The organism is Streptomyces sp. NPDC029152, assembly GCF_055564355.1.
Map to the genome: position 1 here is coordinate 185,160 of NZ_JBVHWR010000007.1, position 26,444 is coordinate 211,603.

The window sequence follows — 26,444 nt, forward strand, 5'->3', positions numbered from 1 at the left end:
GTATCACGCCCGATCCGCGACGCGTTCGCCGAGCAGGCCCTGTGGCCTGAAGAGCAGGACGAGGATGAGCAGGCTGAACGCCCATACGTCCTTCCAGGCGCCGCCGCCGAAGAGGTCCATGCCGGGGACGTTGGCGATGTAGCCGGTGGCGAGGGCTTCGGCGACGCCGAGGACGATGCCGCCGAGCATGGCGCCGTAGATGTTGCCGATGCCGCCGAGCACGGCGGCGGTGAAGGCCTTGAGGCCCATCAGGAAGCCCATGCGGAAGCCGACCTGACCGTTCTTCAGGCCGTAGGCGACGGCGGCGATCGCGGCGAAGGCGGCGCCGATGGCGAAGGCCATGACGATGATGCGGTCGGTGTTGACGCCCATGAGTCTGGCCGTGTCGGGGTCCTGGGCGGTGGCCTGCATGCCGCGGCCGGAGCGGGTCTTGGACACGAAGAGGCCTAGGGCGACCATGCAGAGGGGGGCGGCGATGAGGACGAACAGGTCACCGCGCTGGATGGTGGCGCCGAAGAGGTCGAGGGGTTCGCCCTGGAACTGCGGGAAGGAACGGTCCTTCTTGGCTTCGGGGTACCACATCCACACGATCTGCTGGAGGACGATGGACAGGCCGATGGCGGTGATCAGCGGTGCCAGCCGTGGTGCGCCGCGCAGGGGCCGGTAGGCGAAGCGTTCCGCCGCGGTGGCGAAGGCGACCGAGACGACGACGCCGCCGAGGATCATGAGGGGGACGGCGGCGCCGAGGGCGAAGCCGTCGGGGAGTATGAGGAAGACGGTGAGGGCCCCGAAGCCCCCGACCATGAAGATCTCGCCGTGGGCGAAGTTGATGAGCTGGACGATGCCGTAGACCATCGTGTAGCCGATCGCGATGAGTCCGTACATCGCGCCGAGGATGAGTCCATTGGCCAGCTGTTGCGGCAGTTCGTTCACCGCAGGGCCTCCGTGGAGTGGTTCGGATACGGCGCCGCGCGGGAGCGCTGGTGGGCGCTCCCGCGCGGCCTGGATCAATGTGTGAGGGGTGTCCTGTCGTCCGTCCCCTGGCTCAGTCCAACTTGGGGGAGGCGCTGTACTCGGGCGTCCACGCCTTGCCCTTGACCTTGTACGCGGTCATCAGGGTGTTCGTGGTGTCACCGAACTCGTCGAAGGAGATGGTGCCGGTGACGCCGTCGAACTTGACCTTGCTCATGGCGTCCAGGACGTCCTTGCGGGCGTCGGAGGAGACCTTGCCGTCGTTGCCGTCGACCGCGAGCTTGACGGCCTCGATGATGGACCAGGTGGCGTCGTAGGTGAGGCCGCCGTAGGCCTCGTACGCGTCCTCGAAGCCCTCGGCCTTGTAGTTCTCGATGAACTCCTTGGCGGAGGGGAGCTGCTCGACGGGCTTGCCGACGGAGGTGGCGAGGTCGCCCTCGGCCTTCTTGTTCAGCTTCGGGAACTCGGCGGAGTAGATGCCGTCGCCGCCCATGAGGGGGATGTTCTGGCCGCTGTCCTTGAGCTGCTGGCTCAGGGGGCCGGCGGCGGGGTACTCGCCGCCGTAGTAGAGGGCTTCGGCGCCGGTCTTCCTGATCTTGGCGACGACGGCGTTGAAGTCGCGGTCCTCGGGGTTGATGTGGTCGGCGCCGACGATCTTGCCGCCGAGCTTGGTGAAGTTCGTCTTGAAGGAGGCGGCGAGGCCGGCGCCGTAGGTCTTCTGGTCGTCGATCAGGTAGACCTTCTTCTTGCCGGCCTTGTTGTAGAGGTAGTCGGCGGCGAAGGCGCCCTGGACCTCGTCGGTGGTGGCGGTGCGGAAGAAGGTCTTGAACTGGCGGACCGAGTTGCCCGTCTTCCAGCCGTCGCCCTGGGTCAGTTCGGTGCCGGTGTTGGCCGGGGAGACCTGGACCAGGCCGGCGTCGTTGAACGGCTTCTGCATCTGCTGGGAGACGCTGGAGTTCAGCGGTCCGACGACGCCCAGGACCTTCTTGTCGCTGATGAACTTCTGGGCGTTCTGCTGGCCGACGGAGGGCTGGGCCTGGTCGTCGAGGGGCTCGAGCTCGAACTCGACGCCCTTGACGTACTCCTTCTTGTTGGCGGTCTTCACCGCCAGCTCGGCGGAGTTGCGCATGCCGAGGCCGAGGGCCGAGAGGTCGCCGGTCAGCGGAGCGTCGATGCCGATCACGACAGTGGTCTTGTCGCCGCCGCCACTGCCGTTGCTGCTGTCGTCGTCGCGCGAGCCGCATGCGGTGAGCGTGAGCGATCCCGCCGCGAGTGCCGCGGTGAGGGCGATGAGCGAACGTTGACGCACGATCCAGTCCTTTCCCCTGACGGTCGCTCCCGGGTGGAAACGGCCGAGTCGAGCGCTGGGCCGAAATGAGAATCGGGCGGCGCGGTGACTGGCCGTGACTCTAAGCGTGTGTGGGGAACGTGGAGGAGGGTCTGGCCAAGGCTGTGACTCTCTTGTTATGACACGACGTATTGCAGAGCGGTACCGAGTGGGGGGAAGGACGGAATTCTCGCCGTTTTGCCCTGTCCGGATGGTGAGAAACCGCAGGACCCGACGGGGTGTGTTCAGGTGTATCAGAGGGTTTTGGTGATGACCTGATTTTGTTGCCGAGGGCGACGGGCGCGGCCCGGGAGGGGAGGGCGTGTCCGCCGTGCCGCAAGGGGGAACCGGGCGTCGGCATTGCGTGCGTATTACGTAGAGTTACATCCGGGAAAGAGGTTCGGCGTATCCGTCGATTTCCCGTGAACCGCCTCGTGCGGGGGTTGAATGATCTTGTGGTGGAGCCGGCGGCGGGGACTTCTTTTGTCCGGAAAGAGGTGTGTGGGGCGGGGCGGCGGATAGGGCCGCGCGAGGCCGATTTATTCGTGTAATAGCCAACGGAATAGAGGGTTCCGGTAAACCTGATCCTGAATCCCGAGTTCCGGATTGTTGATCCAGGGGCTGTGGCCTGCGGTTTCAAAGAAGTGGATCAAGGGGGTTCGGCCGGACCGCCGCGGCGGTCCGGCCGACGGGCCGTCATGCGCACGGCCACCGTGGACGGGCCGGACCCGGCTGCCTCGTCCGGTGGTCGCCCTGCCCGCCCCTCGCGCGGCGGGGCGTCCGTCGGCCGGAGGGTGCGGTGCGGGGCCGTCGTGCGCCCCGTACCGCACCGCCCGGGGGATCAGCCCGCGCCGCCCGCGCCCTCCGCGTCCTTCGGGGTCACGTCGCGCAGCAGACAGGTCAGCCGCGCGGTGCACACCCGCCGGTCCGCCTCGTCGGTGATGACGACCTCGTACGTCGCCGTGGACCGCCCCCGGTGCACCGGCGTGGCCACCCCGGTGACCAGCCCGGAACGCACGCCGCGGTGGTGGGTGCAGTTGAGGTCGACGCCGACCGCGATCTTGGAGGTGCCGCCGTGCAGCATCGACCCCACCGATCCCAGCGTCTCGGCCAGCACGGCCGAGGCGCCGCCGTGCAGCAGCCCGTAGGGCTGGGTGTTGCCCTCCACCGGCATCGTCCCGACGACCCGCTCGGCCGAGGCCTCCAGGATCTGCACGCCCATGCGCGTGCCCAGGTGGCCCGCGGAGAACAGTGCCTGCAGGTCCACTCCGAGAGCGGCGTACTCGTCGATGACCTCTTGCGGGAACTTCACGTGGTGCTGCTCTCCCATGGGGCCCTGCTCCGTTCGTCGTGATCACTACGGCAGACCTCGCGGGGCGCGCCGCCGCCCGGGCGGCGGCGCGCCGTGCCGCGCAGTCGCTGAGCGAACGCTCAGTCGGCAGCGGATTGTTCCAGACGCACCACGACGGACTTGCTGGCCGGGGTGTTGCTGGTGTCCGCGGTGGCGTCCAGCGGCACCAGGACGTTGGTCTCCGGGTAGTAGGCGGCGGCGCAGCCCCGGGCCGTCGGGTAGTGCACGACGCGGAAACCGGGCGCCCGGCGCTCCACCCCGTCCGTCCACTCGCTGACGAGGTCGACGTAGGAGCCGTCCCGCACGTCCAGCCCCGCGGCGTCCTCGGGGTTGACCAGGACGACCCGGCGGCCGTTCCTGATGCCCCGGTAGCGGTCGTCCAGGCCGTAGATCGTGGTGTTGTACTGGTCGTGCGAGCGCAGCGTCTGCAGCAGCAGCCGGCCCTCGGGCAGTTCGGGGTACTCGACCGGCGCGGCGGTGAAGTTGGCCTTCCCGGTGGCCGTCGGGAAGCGGCGCTCGTCGCGCGGGGCGTGGGGGAGGGCGAAACCGCCGGGGCGGGCCACGCGCGCGTTGAAGTCCTCGAAACCGGGGATCACGCGCCCGATGCGGTCGCGGATCGCCGCGTAGTCCTTCTCGAACTCCTCCCACGGCACCTTGCTGCCGGCGCCGAGCACCCGGCGCGCCAGCCGGCACACGATGGCCGGCTCGGACAGCAGGTGCCGGCTCGCGGGCTCGAGCCGGCCCCGCGAGGCGTGCACCATGCCCATCGAGTCCTCGACGGTGACGAACTGCTCGCCACTGTCCTGGAGATCGCGCTCGGTGCGGCCCAGCGTCGGCAGGATCAGGGCCCGCGCGCCCGTGACGGCGTGCGAGCGGTTCAGCTTCGTCGACACGTGCACGGTGAGGCGGGCGCGGCGCATCGCCGCCTCGGTGACCTCGGTGTCGGGGGACGCGGAGACGAAGTTGCCGCCCATCGCGAAGAAGACCTTCGCCTCGCCGTCGCGCAGCGCGCGGATGGCCCGTACGACGTCGTAGCCGTGCTCGCGGGGTGGGGCGAAGCCGAACTCCTTCTCCAGGGCGTCCAGGAACGCGGGCGCGGGGCGCTCGAAGATGCCCATCGTGCGGTCGCCCTGCACGTTGGAGTGGCCGCGCACCGGGCAGACGCCCGCGCCCGGACGGCCGATGTTGCCGCGCAGGAGGAGGAAGTTCACGACCTCGCGGATGGTGGGCACCGAGTGCTTGTGCTGGGTCAGGCCCATCGCCCAGCACACGATGGTGCGCTCCGAGGCGAGGACCAGGCGCAGCGCCTCCTCGATCTGCGCGCGGGACAGACCGGTCGCCGCGAGCGTCTCCTCCCAGTCGGCGCCGCGCGCGGCCGCGGCGAACTCCTCGAAGCCGTGCGTGTGTTCCCGGACGAACGCCTCGTCGACCGCCCCCTCGGTCTCGAGGATCAGCCTGTTGAGGAGGCGGAACAGGGCCTGGTCGCCGCCGAGGCGGATCTGCAGGAACAGGTCGGTGAGGGCGGCTCCGGTGGTGAGCCCCTTCGGCGTCTGCGGGTTCTTGAAGCGCTCCAGACCCGCCTCGGGCAGCGGGTTGACGCTGATGATCCTCGCGCCGTTCGCCTTGGCCTTCTCCAGCGCGGAGAGCATGCGCGGGTGGTTGGTGCCCGGGTTCTGCCCGGCCACGATGATCAGGTCGGACTTGTGGAGGTCCTCCAGCAGGACGCTGCCCTTGCCGATGCCGATGGTCTCGGACAGGGCCGAACCGGACGACTCGTGGCACATGTTGGAGCAGTCCGGCAGGTTGTTGGTGCCCAGCTCGCGCGCGAAGAGCTGGTAGAGGAACGCCGCCTCGTTGCTGGTGCGCCCGGAGGTGTAGAAGACCGCCTCGTCGGGCGAGTCCAGGGCGGCGATCTCCTCCGCGACGATGTCGAACGCGCGCTCCCAGGTGACCGGCTCGTAGTGGTCGCCGCCCTCCGGGAGGTACACGGGGTGCGTGAGCCGCCCCTGCTGGCCCAGCCAGTAGCCGCTGCGGGTCGCGAGGTCGGCCACGGAGTGCGCGGCGAAGAACTCCGGGGTGACCCGGCGCAGGGTGGCCTCCTCGGCCACGGCCTTCGCGCCGTTCTCGCAGAATTCCGCCTTGTGCCGGTGGTCCGGCTCCGGCCAGGCGCAGCCCGGGCAGTCGAAGCCGTCCTTCTGGTTGACGCTCAGCAGCGTCAGGGCGGTCCGCCGCACGCCCATCTGCCGCTGCGCGACGCGCAGGGTGTGGCCGATGGCCGGGATGCCCGCCGCCGCGTGCTGGACCTCGGTGACCCGCGGCGCGTCCTGGACCGGATCACCCTTGGGCGGCTTCGTGGCCATCGCGCGCTCCTTCGCATGCACGTGTGAGGTACGTCTCCGATCCTCGCACGCGCCGCCGACACCGACGGAGACCGGGCGGGAAGCGGGGGCGGGAGCAAGGGGCGCGGCGGGGTGGGGTCCCTCCGCCGCCGGGCGGTGACGCGTCCGTGGGGCGCGGGCCCGCGCGAGCGGCCGCGACGGGCCCGCGCCCCACGACGGCGGATGCCGGCGGCGCGGACGCGGGCGGGACCGAGTGTCGGTGGGCCGTGGCAGGATCGGGGATGTGGCAGACACAGCATCGAAGAAGACCGAGACCCCCACCGGCGGCAGCCGCCCGCGCCTGATGCTCATGGACGGGCACTCGCTGGCGTACCGCGCGTTCTTCGCGCTGCCCGCGGAGAACTTCACGACCGCGACGGGCCAGCCGACCAACGCGATCTACGGTTTCGCGTCGATGCTGGCGAACACGCTGCGCGACGAGGCGCCCACGCACTTCGCGGTGGCGTTCGACGTCTCCCGCAAGACCTGGCGCTCCGAGGAGTTCACGGAGTACAAGGCGAACCGCTCCAAGACGCCGGACGAGTTCAAGGGCCAGGTCGAGCTGATCGGCGAGCTGCTCGACGCGATGCGCGTGCCCCGCTTCGCCGTCGAGGGATTCGAGGCGGACGACGTCATCGCCACGCTCGCCACCGAGGCCGAGGCCGAGGGCTTCGAGGTGCTGATCGTCACCGGCGACCGGGACTCGTTCCAGCTGGTCAGCGAGCACACCACGGTGCTGTATCCGACCAAGGGCGTCTCCGAGCTCACCCGGTTCACCCCGGAGAAGGTCGTCGAGAAGTACGGACTGACGCCCGCCCAGTACCCCGACTTCGCCGCCCTGCGCGGCGACCCGTCGGACAACCTGCCGGGCATCCCGGGCGTCGGCGAGAAGACGGCCGCGAAGTGGATCAACCAGTTCGGGTCCTTCGCGGAGCTGGTCGAGCGCGTCGACGAGGTCAAGGGCAAGGCCGGGCAGAACCTGCGCGACCACCTGGAGTCCGTGAAGCTCAACCGCCGGCTCACCGAGCTGGAGCGGCGGGTCGAGCTGCCGAAGGCGGTCACCGACCTGGAGCGGCCGGCGTACGACCGCAAGGGCGTCGCGATGATCCTGGACACCCTGGAGATCCGCAACCCCTCGCTGCGCGAGCGGCTCTTCGCCGTCGACCCGGGCGGCGAGGAGGCCGAGGCGACTCCGGTCGTGGCGGACGGCGTGGAGCTGGACGGCACGGTGCTGGGCACCGGGGAGCTGGCCGGCTGGCTCGGCGAGCACGGCACGCGGCCCCTGGGCGTCGCCACGGTCGACAGCTGGGCGCTGGGCACCGGCTCGGTCGCCGAGGTCGCGCTGGCCGCGTCCGACGGGAAGGCCGCCTGGTTCGACCCGTCCGAGCTGGACGAGGCCGACGAGAGGGCGTTCGCGCAATGGCTGTCCGACGCGGACCGGCCGAAGGTCTTCCACAACGCCAAGGGCGCGATGCGCGTCTTCGCCGAGCACGGCTGGAGCGTCGCCGGCGTCTCCATGGACACCGCGCTCGCCGCCTACCTGGTCAAGCCGGGCCGCCGGTCCTTCGACCTGGACGCGCTCTCCCTGGAGTACCTGCACCGCGAGCTGACGCCGGCCGCCGCGGCCGACGGCCAGCTGGCCTTCGGCGCGGACGAGGCCGCCGAGGCCGAGGCGCTCATGGTGCAGGCCCGCGCCGTCCTCGACCTGGGCGAGGCCTTCGAGGACCGCCTGGCGGAGGTCGGCGCCGCGGACCTGCTGCGCGACATGGAACTGCCGACGTCCGCCCTGCTGGCCCGCATGGAGCGGCACGGCATCGCCGCCGACCGGGAGCACCTGCGGGCCATGGAGCAGATGTTCGCGGGCGCGGTCCAGCAGGCGGTGAAGGAGGCCCACGCGGCGGCCGGTCGCGAGTTCAACCTGGGCTCGCCCAAGCAGCTCCAGGAAGTCCTCTTCGGCGAGCTGAACCTGCCGAAGACGAAGAGGACCAAGACCGGCTACACGACGGACGCCGACGCCCTGGCGTGGCTGGCGACGCAGACGGACAACGAACTGCCGGTGATCATGCTCCGGCACCGTGAGCAGGCCAAGCTGCGCGTCACCGTCGAGGGCCTGATCAAGACGATCGCCGCGGACGGCCGCATCCACACCACGTTCAACCAGACGGTCGCCGCGACGGGCCGTCTCTCCTCGACCGACCCGAACCTGCAGAACATCCCGGTCCGCACCGACGAGGGCCGGGCGATCCGCCGCGGCTTCGTCGTCGGCGAGGGCTTCGAGTCCCTGATGACGGCGGACTACAGCCAGATCGAGCTGCGCGTGATGGCCCACCTGTCCGAGGACGCGGGCCTGATCGAGGCGTTCACCTCCGGTGAGGACCTGCACACCACGGCCGCCGCGCAGGTGTTCTCCGTCGAGCGCTCCGCGGTGGACGCGGAGATGCGCCGCAAGATCAAGGCGATGTCCTACGGCCTGGCGTACGGCCTGTCGGCCTTCGGCCTCTCCCAGCAGCTGAACATCGAGGCGGCCGAGGCCCGGGGCCTGATGGACGCCTACTTCGAGCGGTTCGGCGGAGTCCGGGACTACCTGCGCCGGGTCGTCGACGAGGCCAGGGCCACCGGCTACACGGCGACGCTCTTCGGCCGCCGCCGCTACCTGCCCGACCTCAACAGCGACAACCGCCAGCGCCGCGAGGCGGCCGAGCGGATGGCGCTGAACGCCCCGATCCAGGGCACGGCGGCCGACATCGTCAAGATCGCCATGCTCAACGTGGACAAGGCGCTGCGCGAGGCCGGGCTCGCCTCCCGCATGCTGCTGCAGGTCCACGACGAAATCGTCCTGGAGATCGCCCCCGGCGAGCGGGCGGCGGTGGAGGAGCTGGTCCGCCGCGAAATGGCCGACGCCGTCGACCTCAGGGTCCCCCTGGGCGTCTCGGTGGGCTCGGGGCCGGACTGGGAGTCGGCGGCGCACTAGTCTCCGGCGGTGCCCAGGGCCCGGGGAGCAGGCGTCCGCCCTGCTCTCCCGGCCCTGGGTGCGCCCACCCCGGGACGTCTGCCGCGGCGGCCCCGTCACGGCGCGTCATGGGCACGCCGACTCCACCGGAGGCGGCCCGGCCCCGTCGGACGCCTGCCGCCGCCGGCGTCCTGCCGACGTCCGGTGCCCGACACCGCCGGTGGCGGGCACCGGACGTCGGTGCCGGCCCGTGCCCGGCTCTCCCGCCGCACAGGGACGCTCCACCGTCCGCGGACGCCCGGCCTCTTCCGCCGGGCCGGCGACGGCCCACGGCGTCCCGTGCCCGCGTGCCTCCCGGCGCCCCGGCGGCGTACGCGCCCAGCCGGGCGGCGCCCGCGCCACCCGGCTGGGCGCACGCACCCGCCCGCACGGCCGGACCCACCACGCCCCCCGTCCCGGCGCCGTCGGTGCCCAGGGAGCGCCTGCTCACACGGCCCCGCCGGCCCCGGCGGGCACGTCACTCAGGTGGCCCCCGCGGAAAAGCCCCCGCCACCTGTCTCCCCCGAGGATGCGGGCATGGGTATACGCATGCTCCACCACCGGACGACACCGGCACGGGCAGGCACAGACGGACCCGCCCGCGTGCCGCTCCTCCCGGTCCCGGTCTTCGCGCCGGGCGCAAGCACCGGCCGCATCCCCACCACCGCCGCGACGGCCCTGCGCCGCACGGCGACAGGCCTCCGCCGCGGACTCGCCCACCGGGACCCCACCGCCGCGACACCGCGCGAGACCCCCGCCTGGCGCCTGTGGGCCGACCTGGCCCGCGGCTACCTGGCGCTCGCCCTCACCCTGCTGCCGCGGCCGCGCCCCGCCCACACCTTCACCGTGTTCGTCGCGACCGCCGACACCCTCAGCGCGCGACCCGGCGGCCCGGCTCCGTACCGGCGTCTGCCGGGCTTCGGGGAACCGGGACCGGACGCCACACCCTGACCCCCACGGCACACAGCAGCAGCCCCGGCACGATCCCCGCGCCCGCCCCGAAGCACACCGTCGGGACGATCTCCCAGGGCTCGGCCACGGACCCCCAGTACTCCCACCACCGGGCCGTCCGCTGCACCATCCCGGCCAGCACACAGCCGCCGAGCACCGCCACGGCCCACCACCGGTCCCGCGCCGAGAGCGCCGGGACGCCCGGCGGCTCGGCCGGGGCCCGCCGGCGCAGTGCCCGCGCCACGAACACGGCGATCACCACCGCGGCCACCGCGGAACCGCCGTACTGCAGGTACCAGTACAGCGGTGAGCCCGCGACCTTCTGCCCCAGCACGGGAAACACCCGCATCCCCCACCGGTCGGGGTGCGTGAACGCGTCCCACACCACGTGCGTCAGCGCGCCCAGCACCGCCGACACGTACCACCGCACCACCAGGGACGGCCGCACGCGCGCGCGTGGCGCCCCGCAGCGCAGCAGGACGGCGACGCGTCCCTGCCGGGCCCGCGGCAGCAGCGCCACCGACGGCTCGCGCACCAGCAGCCACAGCCCCACCAGCGCCCAGGCGATGAGCACATCGACCGAGAAGACCCCTGCGAACGAGTGCGTCACGTCCCCGAACTCCATCGCCCCGGACACCACACTCGCCGCGTAATAGGTCATGTCGGGCGAGAACGACCCCGCGACCAGCACGGCCGGCACCAGGCGCCCCCGCCCGGATCCGTCGCCGCGCACGGCGGGCAGCACGGCCGCCGCATGACTGAGGGTGAAAGGCAACGCGTCTCCTCATATGGTCAACCGGTGAATATCGGGCACGAACGGGTGCCCGCGCAAAGCAAGTTGTCGTAGGGTCACCTGCGGTGCCGTACTGGTCGAACAGACGGCCGTCGTGCCCGGAAAGTTGTGGCGCAACCCCCGGCCCGGGCCGAGCGTCACCACAGGGCGGGCACGGCGCGCGAGCACCACAGCCGAAGACAGCCGAAGACAGACGGAGACGGACGACGCAGACGGACGCGCGGGCGTCCACGGGAGGGGCCACTCTATGGCGGCGCAGTTCGACAGGAGACTCCGCAAAGCGGCGGTCACCACCACCGTCGCGGCGGTCGCGGTCGCGGCCCTGTCCGCGTCCCAGGCTCCTGACGTGACGGCGGACGGCAACGGCAGACGGACCACCGCCGACAGCGTGCCGTCGCCCTCCGCGGCCTCCGACGACAGCGCCACCGGCAACTCGCCGTACTACACGGACCTGCCGCCGCTCAACAGCCCGAGCCCCGCACCCACCGTCGGCACCCCCGTCTTCCGGGGCCCCGCCGAGGCGGGCATCCCCGCGACCGTCCTCGACGCCTACAAGAAGGCCGAGTCAGCGCTGCGCGAGGCCAAGCCCGGCTGCAACCTCCCGTGGCAACTGCTCGCCGCCATCGGCAAGGTGGAGTCCGGCCAGGCCCGCGGCGGCCGTGTCGACGCGAACGGCACCACCATCGGCCGGATCATCGGCCCGCAGCTCGACGGAAACGGCTTCGCGCTCATCAAGGACACCGACGGCGGCGTCCACGACGGCAACAGCAGCTACGACAACGCCGTCGGCCCCATGCAGTTCATCCCGTCCACCTGGGCCTGGGCGGGCCGCGACGGCAACGGTGACGGCACGAAGGACCCCAACAACGTCTACGACGCCGCCCTCGCCGCCGGCCACTACCTGTGCCGCAACGGCTGGGACCTGTCCGTCCAGGCGGACCTCAACCGCGCGATCCTCAGCTACAACAACTCGCAGGACTACCTGCACACGGTCCTGTCCTGGCTGGAGTACTACCGCAAGGGCACCCACGAGGTCCCGGACGGCACCGGCACCCTGCCGGTCGGCCGCAGCGACGACGACTCCGCCGCGACCGGACCGAGTCCGTCGCCCGGAGTCACCGGCACCCCCGGCCCGTCCACCACGCCCCGGGCCCCCGGCACCTCGACGCCGGCTCCGGGCAACCCCACCGGCCCCACCGGCCCCACCGGCCCCGCCGAGCCCACGCAGCCGGCCACCGGTTCACCGGACCCCACCCCTGCCGACCCGGAGAGCCCGCCGCAGACGCAGACGCCCACCGACACGGTGGACCACCTGCAGAACGCCGGCGCCTTCGGCCTCACCGCCACCGCGGGCGACACGTTCGCCAGGCGGATCAGCACCCGGGCCGAGACGAAGAGCGGCGAGGCCGTCGCCAAGGTCCGGATCCGCTTCACGATCCTCGGGGACACGGACGCCGCCTTCGACGGCGGCGAGAAGGTCGCCACCGTCATCACCGGCAGCAACGGAGTGGCCGTGGCGCCCGCGCTCCGGGCGGGCGAGAAGACCGGCGCGTTCACGGTCCGGGCCACCGTCGTCGGCCGCACGGTCGCCGGCCTCGACTACCGGGCCACCGTCACCGAACGCGTCGCCGACGCCCTCGCCCGCACCGGCGGGACGGCGCTCACCTGCACCGCGGGCGGCGAGTTCGCGGACCGGGTCGAGGTGAAGGCGACGTACAAGGGCGCCGTCGCGGACAAGGTCGCCGTCACCGCCACGCTCGTCACGTCGGCGGCCGACCCGGCCGAGAACGACAAGGGCCCCTACTTCAAGGACGCCGACGGCAAGGCCGTCCGTACCCTGAGCGGCCTGACGACCGACGCCGAGGGCCTGCTGACGCTGCCGAAGCTGTACGCGGACGACACCGCCGGCACGTTCGTGCTGCGCCTCACCACCGCGGGCGGCGCCACGCTCGACGTCCGGCTGACGGTGGCGAAGGCCGAGGCCGAGCCGTCACCGGACCCGTCCACCGAGCCGTCCACCGAGCCGTCCTCCGACGCCTCGCCGGGCCCCTCCGCCGAACCGTCGACCGAGCCCACCGCGTAGGCATCCGCGGGACCGGGCACCGAGGGCGCCCCGCCGCCATCCGCGGCGGGGCGCCCTCGGCCCGTCGGCCGTGCGGCGGCGGGAGCCGTCACGACCCGGACGCGGACTCCCGCGCGAGCCGCGCCTTCGTGTGCCGCGTCGGCTCGGCCGCGGCCGGGTCCTCGGGCCACGGGTGCTTCGGGTACCGGCCGCGCAGCTCCGCCCGTACGCCCTTGTAGCCGTCCCTCCAGAAGGAGGCCAGGTCGGCCGTGACCGCGGCCGGCCGTCCGGCGGGGGAGAGGAGGTGGACGAGCAACGGCACCCCGGCGATCTCCGGCGACCGCTCCAGCCCGAACATCTCCTGCACCTTCACCGCGAGGACGGGCTGCCCGGGATCGCCGTAGTCGATCCGGATCCTGGAACCGCTGGGCACGGTGATCCGCTCCGGGGCGAGTTCGTCCAGCCGCGCCGCCTCGCCCGACGCCCAGGGCAGCAGCCGCGCCAGCGCCTGCCCGGCGTCGATCCGCGCCAGGTCGGCCCGCCGCCGGGCCCGCCCGAGCTCCGGCTCCAGCCACTCGTCCACGCGCGCGTGGAGGGCGTCGTCCGAGACGTCCGGCCAGGGATCGCCCAGGTGCCGCCGCAGGAACGCGAGCCGCTGCCGCAGCACCCGCGCATCGGCCGACCAGCGCAGCAGCCCGAACCCTTCCCGCCGCAGCCCCTCCAGCAGCGCGTCCCGTACGAGACCGGGTACGGCGCCGGCGGGCGGCCCCACCGACAGTTCGACGGCGCCGAGCCGCTCGACCCGCCGGGCCACCACGTCACCGTCGGCCCAGTGGACCTCGTCCCGCTCCGTCAGCAGGGCGCCCGCCGCCAGCCGCGCCGTCGCCTCGTCGACGACCGCGCCGAGCTGCACGCGCGCGTGCCCCCTGCCCACCGGCCGGTCGGCCACGGCCACGGCGATCCACGGCTCCCCGCGCAGTCCGGACCCCTCCGGCAGCTCCGCGCGCGTCCCGGACGCCATCAGATACGAACCGCCGTCCTTCCTGGCCACCCGCTCGGGAAACGCCAGTGCGGCCACGAGCCCCACGATCCCGTCCTCCGCCCCGCCGGGGGCCGCGTCCCCCCTGCCCACGACGGCGCCGGCCCGGCGGCGGCCGGCGGGCCCGGCGTCCTCCGCCGCGGCGGCCCGCAGGCGTCGTACCTCCGTCCGCCACCGCGCCCCGTAGGCGTCGCCCCCGCGCCGGGCCGCCCGCAGCGCGGACGCCAGGTCGTCCCCGTACTCCCGCGGCGGCTCCTCGCCGAGCAGCGCGACCACCTCCGCCACCGCGTCCGAGGGGCCCGCGTCGAGCAGGGCCCGTCCCAGGCGGGGATGCACCCCCAGCCGCGACAGCCGTACGCCCCGCTCCGTGGCCCGCCCGGCCGCGTCCACCGCGCCCACGGCCGTCAGCACCGACCGCGCCGCCGCCATCGCCCCGCCCGGAGGCGGATCCAGCAGCGCCAGTCCGGACGCGTCCGGATCGCCCCAGCACGCCGCCTGCAGGGCGAACGCGGTCAGGTCGGCCACCTTGATCTCCGGCGCCGGGAAGCCCGGCAGCCTGGCGTCCTCCGCCTCCGTCCAGCAGCGGTACACCGCGCCCGGCGCCTCACGCCCCGCCCGCCCGGCCCGCTGCCGCGCCGCCGCCCGCGAGGCCCGTACCGTCGTCAGCGCGCTCAGCCCGCGCGCGTGGTCCACACGCGGCTCGCGCGCCAGCCCCGCGTCCACCACCACCCGCACGCCCGGCACGGTCAGCGACGACTCCGCCACCGAGGTCGCCAGCACCACACGGCGCCGCGGGCCCGGGGACAGCACCGCGTCCTGCACGGCGGCCGGCGCCCGCCCGTGCACCTGGAGCACCTCCACGTCCCCGAGCCCGGACAGCTGCCCCGCGACCCGGGCGATCTCCCCGACACCCGGCAGGAAGCACAGCACGTCCCCGGCCCGCTCGGTCAGCGCGCGCCGCACCACCGAGGCCACGTGGGCGAGCAGCGCCGGGTCGACCCGCATCCCGTGCGGCGGCCGGACCGGGCGGGCGGGCGGCGCCCACACCACCTCCACGGGGTGCGACACGCCCCGCGCCTCGACGACCGGCGCACCGCCCAGCAGCCGGGCCCAGCCCTCCGCGTCGGTCGTCGCGGACGCGGCCACCAGCCGCAGCTCCGGCCGCAACGCCTGCCGCACGTCCCACAGGAACGCCGCCGTCGTGTCCGCGTCCAGGTGCCGTTCGTGGCACTCGTCGAGCACGACCACGTCGACACCGGTCAGCTCCTGGTCCCGCTGGAGCCGCTGCAACAGGACACCGGTCGTGACGACCTCCACGCGCGTGTGCCGCCCGACCGCCCGCTCGCCGCGCACGGTGTACCCCACGCTCGCGCCGGGCTCCTCGCCCAGCAGCCACGCCATCCGCCGGGCCGCCGCCCGCGCCGCGATCCGGCGGGGCTCGGCCACGACCACGCGCCGCGCGGGCCCCCCGTCGAGCAGACCGGCCAGCGCGAGCGGCACCAGCGTCGTCTTGCCGGTGCCGGGCGGCGCGACCAGCACCGCGGTGCCGTGTCCCTCCAGGGCGTCGTGCAGAGCGGGCAGGGCACCACGTACGGGCAGCGCGTCCAGGGCGTCGTAACGGATCACGCCCCCAGTGTCGTACGCCGGCGAAAGCGTCCTCCACGCGCGCGGGGACGACGAAGGACGGTCAGTCGCGCTCGCACACGAAGATCGCCGTGCCGGGGATCAGGTGCCCGCGCAGCGGCGACCAGCCTCCCCACTCCGAGGTGTTCCAGTCAGGCCACTCCGGCTCCACCAGGTCCACCAGCCGGAACCCCGACGTGACGACGTCCCGGACCCGGTCGCCGAGCGTCCTGTGGTGCTCGACGTACACCGCGACGCCCTCGTCGTCCTGCTCGACGTACGGCGTCCGGTCGAAGTACGAGGCGGACACCGACAGGCCCTCGGGGCCCGGCTCGTCCGGGAAGGCCCAGCGCAGCGGGTGCGTGACGGAGAAGACGAAGCGGCCCCCGGGCCGCAGCACCCGGCGCACCTCCCGCAGCACCAGCCGCGGGTCGGCGACGAACGGCAGCGCCCCGTACGCCGAACAGGCCAGGTCGAAGGAGCCGTCCGCGAAGGGCAGCACGGCCGCGTCCGCCTGCACCAGGGGGAAGGCGGCGCCGATGCGCAGCGCGTGCTGGAGCTGGCGGTGGGAGAGGTCCAGGGCCACCGGACGCGCGCCCTGGCCGGCCAGCCAGCGCGCGCACTGTGCGGCGCCGGCGCCGATCTCCAGGACGTCCTTGCCCTTCAGCTCCTCCGTCGGACCGAGCAGTTCGGCCTCCACCTCGTCCAGGCCCTCGGGACACCACACGAAGCGGTCGTCGCCGAGGAAGGTGCCGTGCTCGATCTGGTACTCGTCCGCGTTCCGGTCCCACCAGCCGCGGTTGGCGCGGGCGCTCTCCGTGACACCGGCGGCACGCCGGGTGGCCTCGGGTTCGGTCTCTCCGGCTTCGGACACTACGGGCTCTTGGATGACCGGCTCCCTCGTACTAGTCTGCGGCTCTTCCGGCAGGGCCTGTCCCGGACGTCACGCACGGGACTCCGCGGGTCCCGGGCGGCCTCGGGAGGCGGCTCCTGCGCCGGGTATGGAGCGATCCGCCCCGGGTGGGCGGCTTCGCGCATTGACCATGCCCGGCCGCCCCCGTATGCTACAAGTTGCGCTGCGGGCCTGCGCACCTCAGACGTAGCAGGTCGCGCTCGCATCTGTTGTATGTCCCCTCGGTTCTCGAGGCGTCGCCAGTGTTTTTCGGTGACGCTTACTTGGCTGTCCGGCTTCTGCAGAGCGAAACGGGCTCCCGGCGTAAGCAGTACCTACGACTTCAATGTCCGTACCGGAGCCCTTTCCCACATGACGAGCAGCACCGAGACCACCGCCACCACCCCGCAGGTTGCGGTCAACGACATCGGTAACGAGGAAGCCTTCCTCGCCGCGATCGACGAGACGATCAAGTACTTCAACGACGGCGACATCGTCGACGGCGTCATCGTGAAGGTCGACCGGGACGAGGTCCTGCTCGACATCGGTTACAAGACCGAAGGTGTCATCCCGAGCCGCGAGCTCTCGATCAAGCACGACGTCGACCCCAACGAGGTCGTCGCCGTCGGTGACGAGATCGAGGCCCTGGTCCTCCAGAAGGAGGACAAGGAAGGCCGCCTGATCCTCTCGAAGAAGCGCGCCCAGTACGAGCGTGCCTGGGGCACCATCGAGAAGATCAAGGAAGAGGACGGCATCGTCACCGGTACCGTCATCGAGGTCGTCAAGGGTGGTCTCATCCTCGACATCGGCCTCCGCGGCTTCCTCCCGGCCTCCCTGGTCGAGATGCGCCGTGTCCGCGACCTCCAGCCCTACGTGGGCAAGGAGCTCGAGGCGAAGATCATCGAGCTGGACAAGAACCGCAACAACGTGGTCCTGTCCCGCCGTGCCTGGCTGGAGCAGACCCAGTCCGAGGTGCGCCAGACGTTCCTCACCACCCTCCAGAAGGGTCAGGTCCGTTCCGGCGTCGTCTCCTCGATCGTCAACTTCGGTGCCTTCGTGGACCTGGGTGGCGTCGACGGTCTGGTCCACGTCTCCGAGCTGTCCTGGAAGCACATCGACCACCCGTCCGAGGTCGTCGAGGTCGGCCAGGAGGTCACCGTCGAGGTCCTCGACGTCGACATGGACCGCGAGCGCGTCTCCCTGTCGCTGAAGGCGACCCAGGAAGACCCGTGGCAGCAGTTCGCCCGCACCCACCAGATCGGCCAGGTCGTGCCCGGCAAGGTCACGAAGCTGGTTCCGTTCGGTGCGTTCGTCCGCGTCGACGAGGGCATCGAGGGTCTGGTCCACATCTCCGAGCTGGCCGAGCGCCACGTGGAGATCCCGGAGCAGGTCGTCCAGGTCAACGACGAGATCTTCGTCAAGGTCATCGACATCGACCTCGAGCGTCGCCGCATCAGCCTCTCGCTGAAGCAGGCCAACGAGGCCTTCGGCGCCGACCCGTCGGCGGTCGAGTTCGACCCGACCCTGTACGGCATGGCCGCGTCCTACGACGACCAGGGCAACTACATCTACCCCGAGGGCTTCGACCCCGAGACCAACGACTGGCTCGAGGGCTACGAGGCTCAGCGCGAGGCCTGGGAGACCCAGTACGCCGAGGCGCAGCAGCGCTTCGAGCAGCACCAGGCGCAGGTCATCAAGTCCCGCGAGGCGGACGAGAAGGCCGCTGCCGAGGGTGGCGACACCGCGGGTGCGGCTCCGGCCGCGTCCGGTGGCGGCTCGTACTCCTCCGAGGGTGGCGACAACTCCGGCGCCCTGGCGTCGGACGAGGCGCTTGCCGCGCTCCGCGAGAAGCTGGCCGGCGGCCAGAGCTGAAACGCGGGCCGCTGAGGCCTGACCGTTGACCCCGAGGGGCCGTACCTTCCGAGGTACGGCCCCTCGGCGTTGCCCCGGTGACGCCCCCGCCGTCAAGATCACGATGCCCCGCACCGGGAATGCCCGTCCCCGCGGGGGCGTTATGACGTACGGACACGAGGAGGGGAGCGGTCACTGTGCTTGATCCGCAGGGTTTGTACGCGTGGGAGCCGAAGGGCCTGGCCGTGGTCGACACGGCACTCGCCCAGGAGTCGGCCGGGCTGGTCATGCTCTACCACTTCGACGGATACATCGACGCCGGCGAGACCGGCGACCAGATCGTCGACCAGGTGCTCGACTCGCTTCCCCACCAGGTCGTCGCCCGCTTCGACCACGACCGGCTCGTGGACTACCGGGCCCGCCGCCCGCTGCTGACCTTCAAGCGCGACACCTGGACCGACTACGAGGAGCCCACCATCGAGGTGCGGCTCGTCCAGGACGCCACCGGAGCACCCTTCCTGCTGCTGTCGGGTCCCGAACCGGACGTCGAGTGGGAGCGCTTCGCCGCCGCCGTGCGGCAGATCGTCGAGCGGCTCGGCGTCCGCCTCTCGGTCAACTTCCACGGCATCCCCATGGGCGTCCCGCACACCCGTCCCGTCGGCATCACCCCGCACGGCAACCGCACCGACCTCGTCCCGGGCCACCGCAGTCCCTTCGAGGAGGCGCAGGTCCCCGGCAGCGCCGAGGCGCTCGTCGAGTACCGGCTCATGCAGGCCGGCCACGAGGTCCTGGGCGTCGCCGCGCACGTGCCGCACTACATCGCCCGGTCCGCCTATCCGGACGCGGCACTGACCGTCCTGGAGGCCATCACGGCGGCGACCGGACTGGTCCTGCCCGGCGTCGCGCACTCCCTGCGCACGGAGGCGCACCGCACCCAGACCGAGATCGACCGGCAGATCCAGGAGGGCGACGAGGAACTCACCGCGCTCGTCCAGGGCCTGGAGCACCAGTACGACGCCGCCGCGGGCGCCCAGACCCGGGGCAACATGCTCGCCGAGCCGGTCGAGATCCCGTCGGCGGACGAGATCGGCCGCGAGTTCGAACGGTTCCTGGCCGAGCGGGAGGGCGACGGCTGACGTCCGGCGGCGCCCCGTCCGAGGCGCCGTCACCGGCAGGCCCTAAGCTTCCGCCCATGCTGACAGTGGGCCTGACCGGCGGGATCGGCGCCGGCAAGAGCGAGGTGTCGCGGCTGCTCGTCGAACGCGGGGCCGTCCTGATCGACGCCGACCGGATCGCGCGCGAGGTCGTCGCACCGGGCACCCCGGGGCTCGCGGCGGTCGTGGAGGCGTTCGGCGACGACGTGCTCGCCGACGACGGCGGCCTGGACCGGCCCCGGCTGGGCTCGATCGTGTTCGCCGACCCGGAGAAGCTGGCCGCGCTCAACGCGATCGTGCACCCCCTGGTCGGCGCCCGTTCCCACGAACTCGAACGGTCCGCGGCCGAGGACGCCGTCGTCGTCCACGACGTCCCGCTGCTCACCGAGAACGGCCTGGCGCCGCTGTACGACGTCGTGATCGTCGTCGACGCCGACCCGGCCACCCAGCTCGACCGGCTGGTGCGGCTGCGGGGCATGACCGAGCAGGACGCACGCGCGCGCATGGCCGCCCAGGCGACGCGCGAACAGCGCCGGGAGATCGCCGACATCGTCGTCGACAACGACGTACCGCTGGAGGAGCTCCGGCACCGCGTGGATGAGGTGTGGGCGGAACTGACCCGCAGGGCGCACGCGAAGCGGACCGGTGGCCCGGCGAGTGCCCCGCCGCCCCGGCCGGCCCAGGAATAGCGGCCCGTGCGCGGGCGTTGACCCCTTCCAGCGAGGGAAGGACTCTGCCGTGCCCGAGACCAGCGGTTCGACCGGACGGACTCCGGAGACGGACGTCATCGACTTCCGCGCCGCCGAGCAACTGCTCGCCGCGCGGGATCCGCGGGGCGCGGTGAAGCTCCTCGACCAAGTCATCGCCGCGCACCCCGAGAGCACCGCGGCACGACTGCTGCGCGCCCGTGCCTTCTTCGCCGCGGCGCAGCTCAGACCGGCCGAGCTGGAGTTCACCATCGTCCTGGAACGCGAGCCGGACAACGCGTTCGCGCATTTCGCGCTGGCCCGCACCTTCGAGCGCCGGGGCTGTCCCGACCAGGCCAGACGCCACTTCCGGCTGGCGGCGGCCCTGGACCCGAACCCGGAGTACCTGCAGCAGGCACGGTTCGACGCCTGACCCACCGGCGGGTGTCCGGTGTCTCCGGGCTTCGGACGCACGGCCTTCGGGTCTACGGGCTCCCGGGCGACCCGGGCGTGCCCGGCGTTCTGGGGGGCCGCGTCGGCGGGCCGGTCCGTGGGCCGTGCTCCGGCGGCCGGTAGGGCGGGACGTCCGGGCCGGGCTGGTAGTGCGGGCCCTGACGGATGTGCCGGACGATCACAGTCAGGTCGACCGTGACGACCAGCCACAGGACCCCGAAGGCCGCGGCCCAGCCGGGCCGCCCGACGAGCGCGAAGAGGACCGTCCCGAAGATCGTCCAGACCAGTCCCCACAGGCTCAGCCAGAAACGCGCCCGCAGGGCGCTGCGCGCGGTTGCCGGTTCACTGCCCGTACGCATGGGACGACCACTCCTGTGAAGAACGTACTCCCGGAACGCCGGGGAGGAAACCGAGCCGTCACGCCGCACGGCCGGACGCCGCAGAAGCCGGACGGCGAAGGGGGAACGGCTCACGGGTGCGGCCCGTTGGACGGGCATGGAGCGCAGAACGCGAGACGGACACCGGGGGACGGGACCCGGGGCCATCACCCCGGACGGCTGCGCGGTCGAGCTCTACTCCCGGCTGCCCGTCGGCGCCGAACCGGACGTCGTCGCCTCCGCCCTGCCCGCGGGCGCACGCATCCTGGAGCTGGGCAGCGGGGTGGGCCGCGTGACCCGGCCGCTGCTGGAGCGCGGGTTCGCCGTCACGGCGGTCGACGAGTCGGCCGAGATGCTGGAGCACGTGCGCGGGGCACGGACGATATGCAGCCCGATCGAACACCTCGACCTGGGCGAGACGTTCGACGCGGTGATGCTGGCGTCGTTCCTCGTCCACACCGGGGACGTCGGGGTGAGAAGAGGTCTGCTGAGCGCCTGCGCCCGGCACGTCACGGCGGACGGCTGCGTGCTGATCCAGCGGGAGGGCGAGGACTACCACACGAACGTGCCGCGCGAACGGGTGGACCCCGGCGGCTTCACCGTGCGGATCGTGTCGGCGGAGCCGGTCGGGGAGGGTGTCAACGCGGTACACGTGGAGTACGAGTTCCCGGACGCGGTCTGGACGCAGACCTTCCGCGCGCGGCCGCTGACCGAGGCGCAGTTCGAGGAGGCGCTCGCGGAGGCGGGACTGAGGGTGGAGCGGTATCTCACCGAGGACAGGACATGGGTGCGGGCGGTCCTCGCCGGCTAGGGGACCGACGGGGGAGGGCAGGAGGGAAAGAGGGCGGTCGCCGGGACGGAGCGCGATGAGTTCCGGGACGAGGAGCGGTCTACCTCCCCGACAGCAGCACGGCCCGCTCAGCCCAGGAGATCCCCATGTCCGAGACCGCCGCCTCCGCCCCCGTCGCCTCCCCGGCCCCCGTCCCGGTCCTCCGCGGGCGGGGCGCCCGGGTCGCCCTGCGCGGGGTGCAGGTGGCCCTCGCGCTGTTCTTCGCCGCCGCGAGCGCCCTGCCGAAGCTGATCGCGCACGCGTCGGCGGCCGAGGCGTTCGACGAGATGGGCTGGGGCACCGCCGGCATGTACACCATCGGCATCCTCGAACTGGCCGGGGCGGTCGCCCTGCTGATCCCGGTGCTCCAGTCGGTGGCGGCCGCGGCGCTGAGCGCGCTGATGGTGGGCGCGTTCGTCGTCCAGCTCACCAGCTTCGGCGGCGAGAACGCGGCGACGCCGCTCATCCTGATGGTCCCCCTGGTGCTCGTCGCCTGGGCCCGCCGAGGGCACAACGCGGAGCTGATCCGACTGGTCCGCCGGTGACCGGCCCGCACACGGCCGCCACCGGCCCCGCTCCCGGATCCGGTCCGGGGGCGGGGCCCGCCGTCTCAGCGGCCTTCCGGGCGCCCGAAGCCCTCCAGGCCGCGCAGGCGTTCCAGCTCGCGCCGGTCCCGCTTGGTCGGGCGTCCCGCGCCCCGGTCGCGGATGCCGGCCGGGGCGACGGCCTCACGGGGCGGGGGCGGCGGGGAGTTGTCGATGTAGCACTGGGCGGCGACCGGCGCTCCGACCCGCTTGCGGATCAGCCGCTTCACGACGACGACCCGCTCCCTGCCCTCGTGCCGCAGGCGCACCTCGTCGCCGACGCGCAGGGAGTACGCGGGCTTCACACGCTCGCCGTTCACCCGGACGTGACCGCCCCGGCAGGCGGTCGCACCGAGGGAGCGGGTCTTGATCAGACGGACCGCCCAGATCCAGCTGTCGACCCGGACGCTCTCACCGTTCTGCGGCCCGGCGGCCTCGGCGGCGGCGATCGCGGCGGCGGTCTTCGGGTCCGGGGTCCGATCGGGGGACTCCGCCCCGGCGGAGTCCTGCACGGCGGTCACCTCGCCGTTCCTGCCTTCGTCATGCTCGGAAGCCATGCCCCGACCTTAGCCGTCCGGCCCCGTGCGGGGGATCGGATATCGGCTGGGGCGGGTGGGCCGGGGCCGGCTTCACGGTGCCCAGCACCCTGGTGACCGGGGGTCCTACGGTGGGGGCATGGACAGCAGCGCCCTCACCGAACTCGACCGGCGGATCTCGGGATGCACGGCCTGTCCGCGGCTGGTCGCCTGGCGGGAGGAGGTGGCCCGCACCAAACGGGCGGCCTTCGCCGACTGGACGTACTGGGGCCGCCCGGTGCCCGGCTTCGGGCCGCCGGACGCGCGCCTGCTGATCGTCGGGCTCGCCCCCGCGGCCCACGGCGGCAACCGCACCGGCCGGATGTTCACCGGCGACCGCTCCGGTGACGTGCTCTACCGGGCGCTGTACGACGTGGGGCTGGCGTCCCGGCCCACCGCGGTCCACGCCGACGACGGCCTGGAACTCCACGGCGTGCGCATCACCTCCCCGGTGCACTGCGCCCCGCCCGCCAACAAACCCACCCCCACCGAGCGCGACACCTGCCGCCCGTGGCTCGTCCAGGAGCTGGGCCTGCTGCGGCCGACCCTGCGCGCCGTGGTCGTGCTCGGCGCCTTCGGATGGCAGGCGGCGCTGCCCGCGTTCGCCGCGGCGGGCTGGACCGTTCCCCGGCCCCGCCCCGCCTTCGCGCACGGCGCCCACGTCACGCTGCCCGCCCCCGACGGACCCGGCCTGCACCTCTTCGGCTGCTTCCACGTCAGCCAGCGCAACACCTTCACCGGCCGGCTCACCCCCGAGATGCTGCGGGACGTGCTGTGCGCCGCGGCCGGGGCGGCGGGGCTGCCCACGGCGGAAAGGACGTGAACGGCCGTGGTCGTCGGCGCTACGGTGCCCCGATGGGCCTGTATCCGAAAACCGAACCGTACGACCACGGCATGCTCGACGTCGGGGACGGCAACCACGTCTACTGGGAGACCTCCGGGAACCCGCACGGCAAGCCCGCACTGGTACTGCACGGCGGGCCCGGGTCCCGCACGAGCCCGAACCTCAGACGCTACTTCGACCCGGCCGCGTACCGGATCGTGCTGCTCGACCAGCGCGGCGCCGGACGGTCGGTTCCCCCCGCGAGCGACCACGCCACCGACATGAGCGTGAACACGACCGCCCACGTCATGGCGGACCTGGAGCGGCTGCGCGCCCACCTGGGGATCGACCGGTGGCTGGTGTGGGGCGTGTCGTGGGGGTCGGTCCTGGGACTGCGGTACGCACAGACCCACCCCGGTGTGGTGTCCGAGCTCGTCCTGACCGGAGTCGCGACCGGCTCGAACCCCGAGGTCCGCCTCCTGACCCGCGGGCTGGGGAAGATCTTCCCGGAGGCCCACGAGCGGTTCCTCGCCGAGCTGCCCGCCGACGAGCGCGACGGCAACCTGGCCGCCGCGTACAACCGGCTGCTGGAGTCACCCGACCCGGCCGTCCGGGAACGGGCCGCGCGGGCCTGGACCGACTGGGAGACGGCGATCATCCCCGCGCCCCCCGGCTCGGTCGCGCGTTTCCAGGACCCGGTGTTCCGGCTGGGCTTCGCCCGCACCGTCACGCACTACTGGGGCAACGACCACTTCCTCGGCGACGGCAACGACGAGGGCGTGGTCCTGCGCGACGCGCACCTGCTGAAGGGCATCCCCGGCACCCTGGTGCAGGGCAGCCTCGACTTCGGCAACCTCCTCGGCGTCGTCTGGCGGCTCCACCGCGCCTGGCCGGACAGCGAGCTGGTCGTCGTGGACGAGGCGGGACACGACGCCGGGGCGGTCGGGGACGACGCGCTGGTGGCGGCGACGGACGGGTACGCGCGCGGCCGCGCGTGACCGGTCCGTCCTACGGCCCCCACATACCGCACACCGGGCTCCCGCTCCTCGTTCCGGGCACCGTCCGCCCACTCCACGGCCCTGGACCCGGGCCGCTCGCACAAGCGCCGCGCGGGTGCGCCGGCCCCCGCTCCCGGGCTGGTCGAGGAGCGGGGGCCGGCTGTGCGGGTTCGGTCTCCTCCCGCACCGCCACTCCGACGGCGTCGGCGGCCGCCGCCCGCCGCGGCAGGACCGGTGACGAGGTGTCCACGGAGGTCACGGCCGTGTCCGCTCCGGTACGACGGCCGTCGCCGTGATCTCCACCAGCTGGCCCGTGTAGCCGAGACAGCCGACCCCGATCAGCGTCGAGGAGTGCGGCCCAGCACTGAGACCGGACGCCTCGACGACGTCCCAGACGGCGGACAGGACGGCGGTCCGGCCGCTCACGACGTACACGTCGGTGGAGACGACGTGCTCCGGACCGCTGCCGACGGCACGCAACTGCTCGGTGAGGTTGGCGATCACCTGCTCGGCCTGGCGGACCGGATCGCCCTCCCCGACCAGGTTCCCCTCCGCGTCGAGCGGAACGGACCCGGCCAGGAAGGCGAGCTTCGTCCCGGCCTCGACGACGGAGGCGTGCGAGTAGCGGGGCGGCGGGAACAGACCGGGCACGGTGACGCGCTGGATCACGTGGGCTCCTGACGAGGCGGACGGACGATCTTTTGATGGTCCGTTCCCCGGTCCGCCGCCGCACCCGATTTTCCCTCGCGGCCCCCGCCCCCGCCCGCCTAGGCGTCCGCCGTCCGCCCCATCACCAGGAGCCCTCAGCAGTGCCCTCTCCCACGGACCAGGCCTTCCTCGACACCACCGCCGGCCGGCTCGCCGACCTGCCCGCCGTCCGGGCCGTCGCCCTCGGCGGCTCCCGGGCCCAGGGCACCCACCGGCCCGACAGCGACTGGGACCTGGCGGTCCACTACCGGGGGGCCTTCGACCCGGACGACCTCCGCGCCCTCGGCCGGCCGGGAGAGGTCTCCGGCATCGGGGCGTGGGGCGGCGGAGTCTTCAACGGCGGCGCCTGGCTGACCGTCGACGGGCGACGGGGCGACCTCCACCACCGCGACCTCGACGTGGTCGAGCACGAGGTGGCACAGGCGGAGACCGGCCGCTTCCGCGTGGAGCCGCTGATGTTCCACCTGGCCGGCATCCCGACGTACCCGGTGGTCGCGGAGCTGGCCGTCAACGAGGTGCTGCGCGGCGAACTGCCCCGCCCCGCCTACCCGGAGGCCCTCCGCGCCACCGCCCCCGAGCACTGGTACGGCGCGGCCACGGCCACCCTCGCCTACGCCGAGGCCGGCCACGCCCCCAGGGAGCGCTGACCCAGGTCGCCGGCGCGATCGCCCTCGCCGCGACACAGACGGCGCACGCGGTGCCGGCGGCACGCGGGGAATGGGTCACCAACGAGAAGGGGCTGGTCGAACGGGCGGGACTGGGCGGGACCGGCTTGCTCCTGACGCGTCTGACGAAGGACCCGCGGTCCCTGACAGGGGCGGTCACGCGGGCCGGGGAACTGCTGAGCGGGGCCGTGGAGGCGGCCCGGCGCGGTCGGTGACCACTCCCGACGGCGGAGGGAACCCCTCGGCTTCCCGCGGAGCCGCGTCCGCGGCGTCGACGAGCCGTCGAGGGGGGCTTCGCCGCGCCGCCGGCCGGCACCGCCACATCCCCGAAACCCGGCCGTTTCCGCCCCGACAAGAAGCGCCC

21 protein-coding genes and 1 pseudogene are annotated in these 26,444 nt (G+C 73.0%); 12 read left to right on the forward strand and 10 right to left on the reverse strand.

The window, feature by feature from the left end; all coding sequences use genetic code 11:
• Window positions 1-3: 3 nt before the first annotated feature.
• From ACZ4V6_RS17090 to ACZ4V6_RS17105, 4 genes are all read right to left on the reverse strand, one after another.
• Window positions 4-933: a branched-chain amino acid ABC transporter permease gene (locus ACZ4V6_RS17090; RefSeq protein WP_467827755.1), complete on the reverse strand. Its 930-nt coding sequence runs from the start codon at window positions 931-933 to the stop codon at window positions 4-6.
• 112 nt (window positions 934-1,045) lie between these two features.
• A complete protein-coding gene (locus tag ACZ4V6_RS17095) occupies window positions 1,046-2,281 on the reverse strand; it encodes a branched-chain amino acid ABC transporter substrate-binding protein (RefSeq protein WP_467827758.1) in 1,236 nt (411 codons plus the stop codon).
• Between the two features lie 859 nt (window positions 2,282-3,140).
• Entirely contained in the window at window positions 3,141-3,629 is a 489-nt protein-coding gene (locus ACZ4V6_RS17100; protein ID WP_467827761.1) for a PaaI family thioesterase, read from the reverse strand.
• Window positions 3,630-3,730: 101 nt separating this feature from the next.
• Complete coding sequence (locus ACZ4V6_RS17105; protein WP_467827763.1) at window positions 3,731-6,010, reverse strand: FdhF/YdeP family oxidoreductase; 2,280 nt, start codon at window positions 6,008-6,010, stop codon at window positions 3,731-3,733.
• A gap of 262 nt (window positions 6,011-6,272) precedes the next feature.
• Between ACZ4V6_RS17105 and polA the strand changes: the two genes are divergently transcribed.
• Both polA and ACZ4V6_RS17115 read left to right on the forward strand, forming a co-directional pair.
• Window positions 6,273-8,999: a DNA polymerase I gene (gene polA / locus ACZ4V6_RS17110; RefSeq protein WP_467827766.1), complete on the forward strand. Its 2,727-nt coding sequence runs from the start codon at window positions 6,273-6,275 to the stop codon at window positions 8,997-8,999.
• A gap of 555 nt (window positions 9,000-9,554) precedes the next feature.
• Window positions 9,555-9,968, forward strand: a complete 414-nt coding sequence (locus ACZ4V6_RS17115) for a hypothetical protein (RefSeq protein ID WP_467827768.1) — start codon at window positions 9,555-9,557, stop codon at window positions 9,966-9,968.
• Here ACZ4V6_RS17115 and ACZ4V6_RS17120 read toward each other — a convergent pair.
• Complete coding sequence (locus tag ACZ4V6_RS17120; RefSeq protein ID WP_467827771.1) at window positions 9,889-10,743, reverse strand: DUF4184 family protein; 855 nt, start codon at window positions 10,741-10,743, stop codon at window positions 9,889-9,891. The two genes, ACZ4V6_RS17115 and ACZ4V6_RS17120, sit on opposite strands and share 80 nt — an antisense overlap.
• A 265-nt stretch (window positions 10,744-11,008) precedes the next feature.
• Here ACZ4V6_RS17120 and ACZ4V6_RS17125 point away from each other — a divergent pair, with 265 nt between their 5' ends.
• Entirely contained in the window at window positions 11,009-12,844 is a 1,836-nt protein-coding gene (locus ACZ4V6_RS17125) for a lytic transglycosylase domain-containing protein (protein WP_467827774.1), read from the forward strand.
• Between the two features lie 88 nt (window positions 12,845-12,932).
• On the opposite strand, the gene hrpB is transcribed toward ACZ4V6_RS17125, so the two are convergent.
• Both hrpB and ACZ4V6_RS17135 read right to left on the reverse strand, forming a co-directional pair.
• Entirely contained in the window at window positions 12,933-15,488 is a 2,556-nt protein-coding gene (gene hrpB / locus ACZ4V6_RS17130; protein WP_467827776.1) for an ATP-dependent helicase HrpB, read from the reverse strand.
• Between the two features lie 61 nt (window positions 15,489-15,549).
• Window positions 15,550-16,359 (reverse strand): class I SAM-dependent methyltransferase, encoded by an 810-nt coding sequence (locus tag ACZ4V6_RS17135; RefSeq protein WP_467827779.1) that lies wholly within the window; start codon window positions 16,357-16,359, stop codon window positions 15,550-15,552.
• Window positions 16,360-16,749: 390 nt separating this feature from the next.
• Here ACZ4V6_RS17135 and rpsA point away from each other — a divergent pair, with 390 nt between their 5' ends.
• The 4 genes from rpsA to ACZ4V6_RS17155 all read left to right on the forward strand — a co-directional run bounded on the left by rpsA (window position 16,750) and on the right by ACZ4V6_RS17155 (window position 20,501).
• The gene (gene rpsA, locus ACZ4V6_RS17140) at window positions 16,750-18,249 is read left to right on the forward strand and encodes a 30S ribosomal protein S1 (protein WP_077798730.1); all 1,500 of its coding nucleotides are present in this window, start codon (window positions 16,750-16,752) and stop codon (window positions 18,247-18,249) included.
• A gap of 176 nt (window positions 18,250-18,425) precedes the next feature.
• Window positions 18,426-19,364 carry a PAC2 family protein gene (locus tag ACZ4V6_RS17145; RefSeq protein ID WP_467827782.1) on the forward strand — a complete coding sequence of 313 codons (939 nt, stop codon included), beginning with the start codon at window positions 18,426-18,428 and terminating at the stop codon, window positions 19,362-19,364.
• Window positions 19,365-19,420: 56 nt separating this feature from the next.
• Window positions 19,421-20,071: a dephospho-CoA kinase gene (gene coaE, locus ACZ4V6_RS17150; protein ID WP_467827785.1), complete on the forward strand. Its 651-nt coding sequence runs from the start codon at window positions 19,421-19,423 to the stop codon at window positions 20,069-20,071.
• Between the two features lie 49 nt (window positions 20,072-20,120).
• Window positions 20,121-20,501 carry a tetratricopeptide repeat protein gene (locus ACZ4V6_RS17155; protein ID WP_403520212.1) on the forward strand — a complete coding sequence of 127 codons (381 nt, stop codon included), beginning with the start codon at window positions 20,121-20,123 and terminating at the stop codon, window positions 20,499-20,501.
• 52 nt (window positions 20,502-20,553) lie between these two features.
• On the opposite strand, the gene ACZ4V6_RS17160 is transcribed toward ACZ4V6_RS17155, so the two are convergent.
• Entirely contained in the window at window positions 20,554-20,880 is a 327-nt protein-coding gene (locus ACZ4V6_RS17160) for a DUF6343 family protein (protein ID WP_467827788.1), read from the reverse strand.
• 136 nt (window positions 20,881-21,016) lie between these two features.
• Here ACZ4V6_RS17160 and ACZ4V6_RS17165 point away from each other — a divergent pair, with 136 nt between their 5' ends.
• Together ACZ4V6_RS17165 and ACZ4V6_RS17170 are read left to right on the forward strand one after the other, a co-directional pair.
• Entirely contained in the window at window positions 21,017-21,709 is a 693-nt protein-coding gene (locus tag ACZ4V6_RS17165) for a class I SAM-dependent methyltransferase (RefSeq protein WP_467827791.1), read from the forward strand.
• Window positions 21,710-21,834: 125 nt separating this feature from the next.
• Entirely contained in the window at window positions 21,835-22,272 is a 438-nt protein-coding gene (locus tag ACZ4V6_RS17170) for a DoxX family protein (protein WP_467827793.1), read from the forward strand.
• A gap of 65 nt (window positions 22,273-22,337) precedes the next feature.
• On the opposite strand, the gene ACZ4V6_RS17175 is transcribed toward ACZ4V6_RS17170, so the two are convergent.
• Window positions 22,338-22,868, reverse strand: a complete 531-nt coding sequence (locus tag ACZ4V6_RS17175) for an RNA-binding S4 domain-containing protein (RefSeq protein ID WP_467827795.1) — start codon at window positions 22,866-22,868, stop codon at window positions 22,338-22,340.
• A gap of 118 nt (window positions 22,869-22,986) precedes the next feature.
• Between ACZ4V6_RS17175 and ACZ4V6_RS17180 the strand changes: the two genes are divergently transcribed.
• Window positions 22,987-23,709 (forward strand): uracil-DNA glycosylase, encoded by a 723-nt coding sequence (locus tag ACZ4V6_RS17180; protein WP_467827797.1) that lies wholly within the window; start codon window positions 22,987-22,989, stop codon window positions 23,707-23,709.
• Window positions 23,710-23,741: 32 nt separating this feature from the next.
• Window positions 23,742-24,707, forward strand: coding sequence for a prolyl aminopeptidase (gene pip / locus ACZ4V6_RS17185; RefSeq protein ID WP_467827800.1), 966 nt, complete (start codon window positions 23,742-23,744; stop codon window positions 24,705-24,707).
• A 255-nt stretch (window positions 24,708-24,962) separates the two neighbouring features.
• Here the strand turns inward: pip and ACZ4V6_RS17190 are convergent, their stop codons facing one another.
• Window positions 24,963-25,376, reverse strand: a complete 414-nt coding sequence (locus tag ACZ4V6_RS17190; RefSeq protein WP_467827803.1) for a RidA family protein — start codon at window positions 25,374-25,376, stop codon at window positions 24,963-24,965.
• Window positions 25,377-25,516: 140 nt separating this feature from the next.
• Between ACZ4V6_RS17190 and ACZ4V6_RS17195 the strand changes: the two are divergent.
• Window positions 25,517-26,295, forward strand: a pseudogene (locus tag ACZ4V6_RS17195) (nucleotidyltransferase domain-containing protein).
• Window positions 26,296-26,444 lie beyond the last annotated feature (149 nt).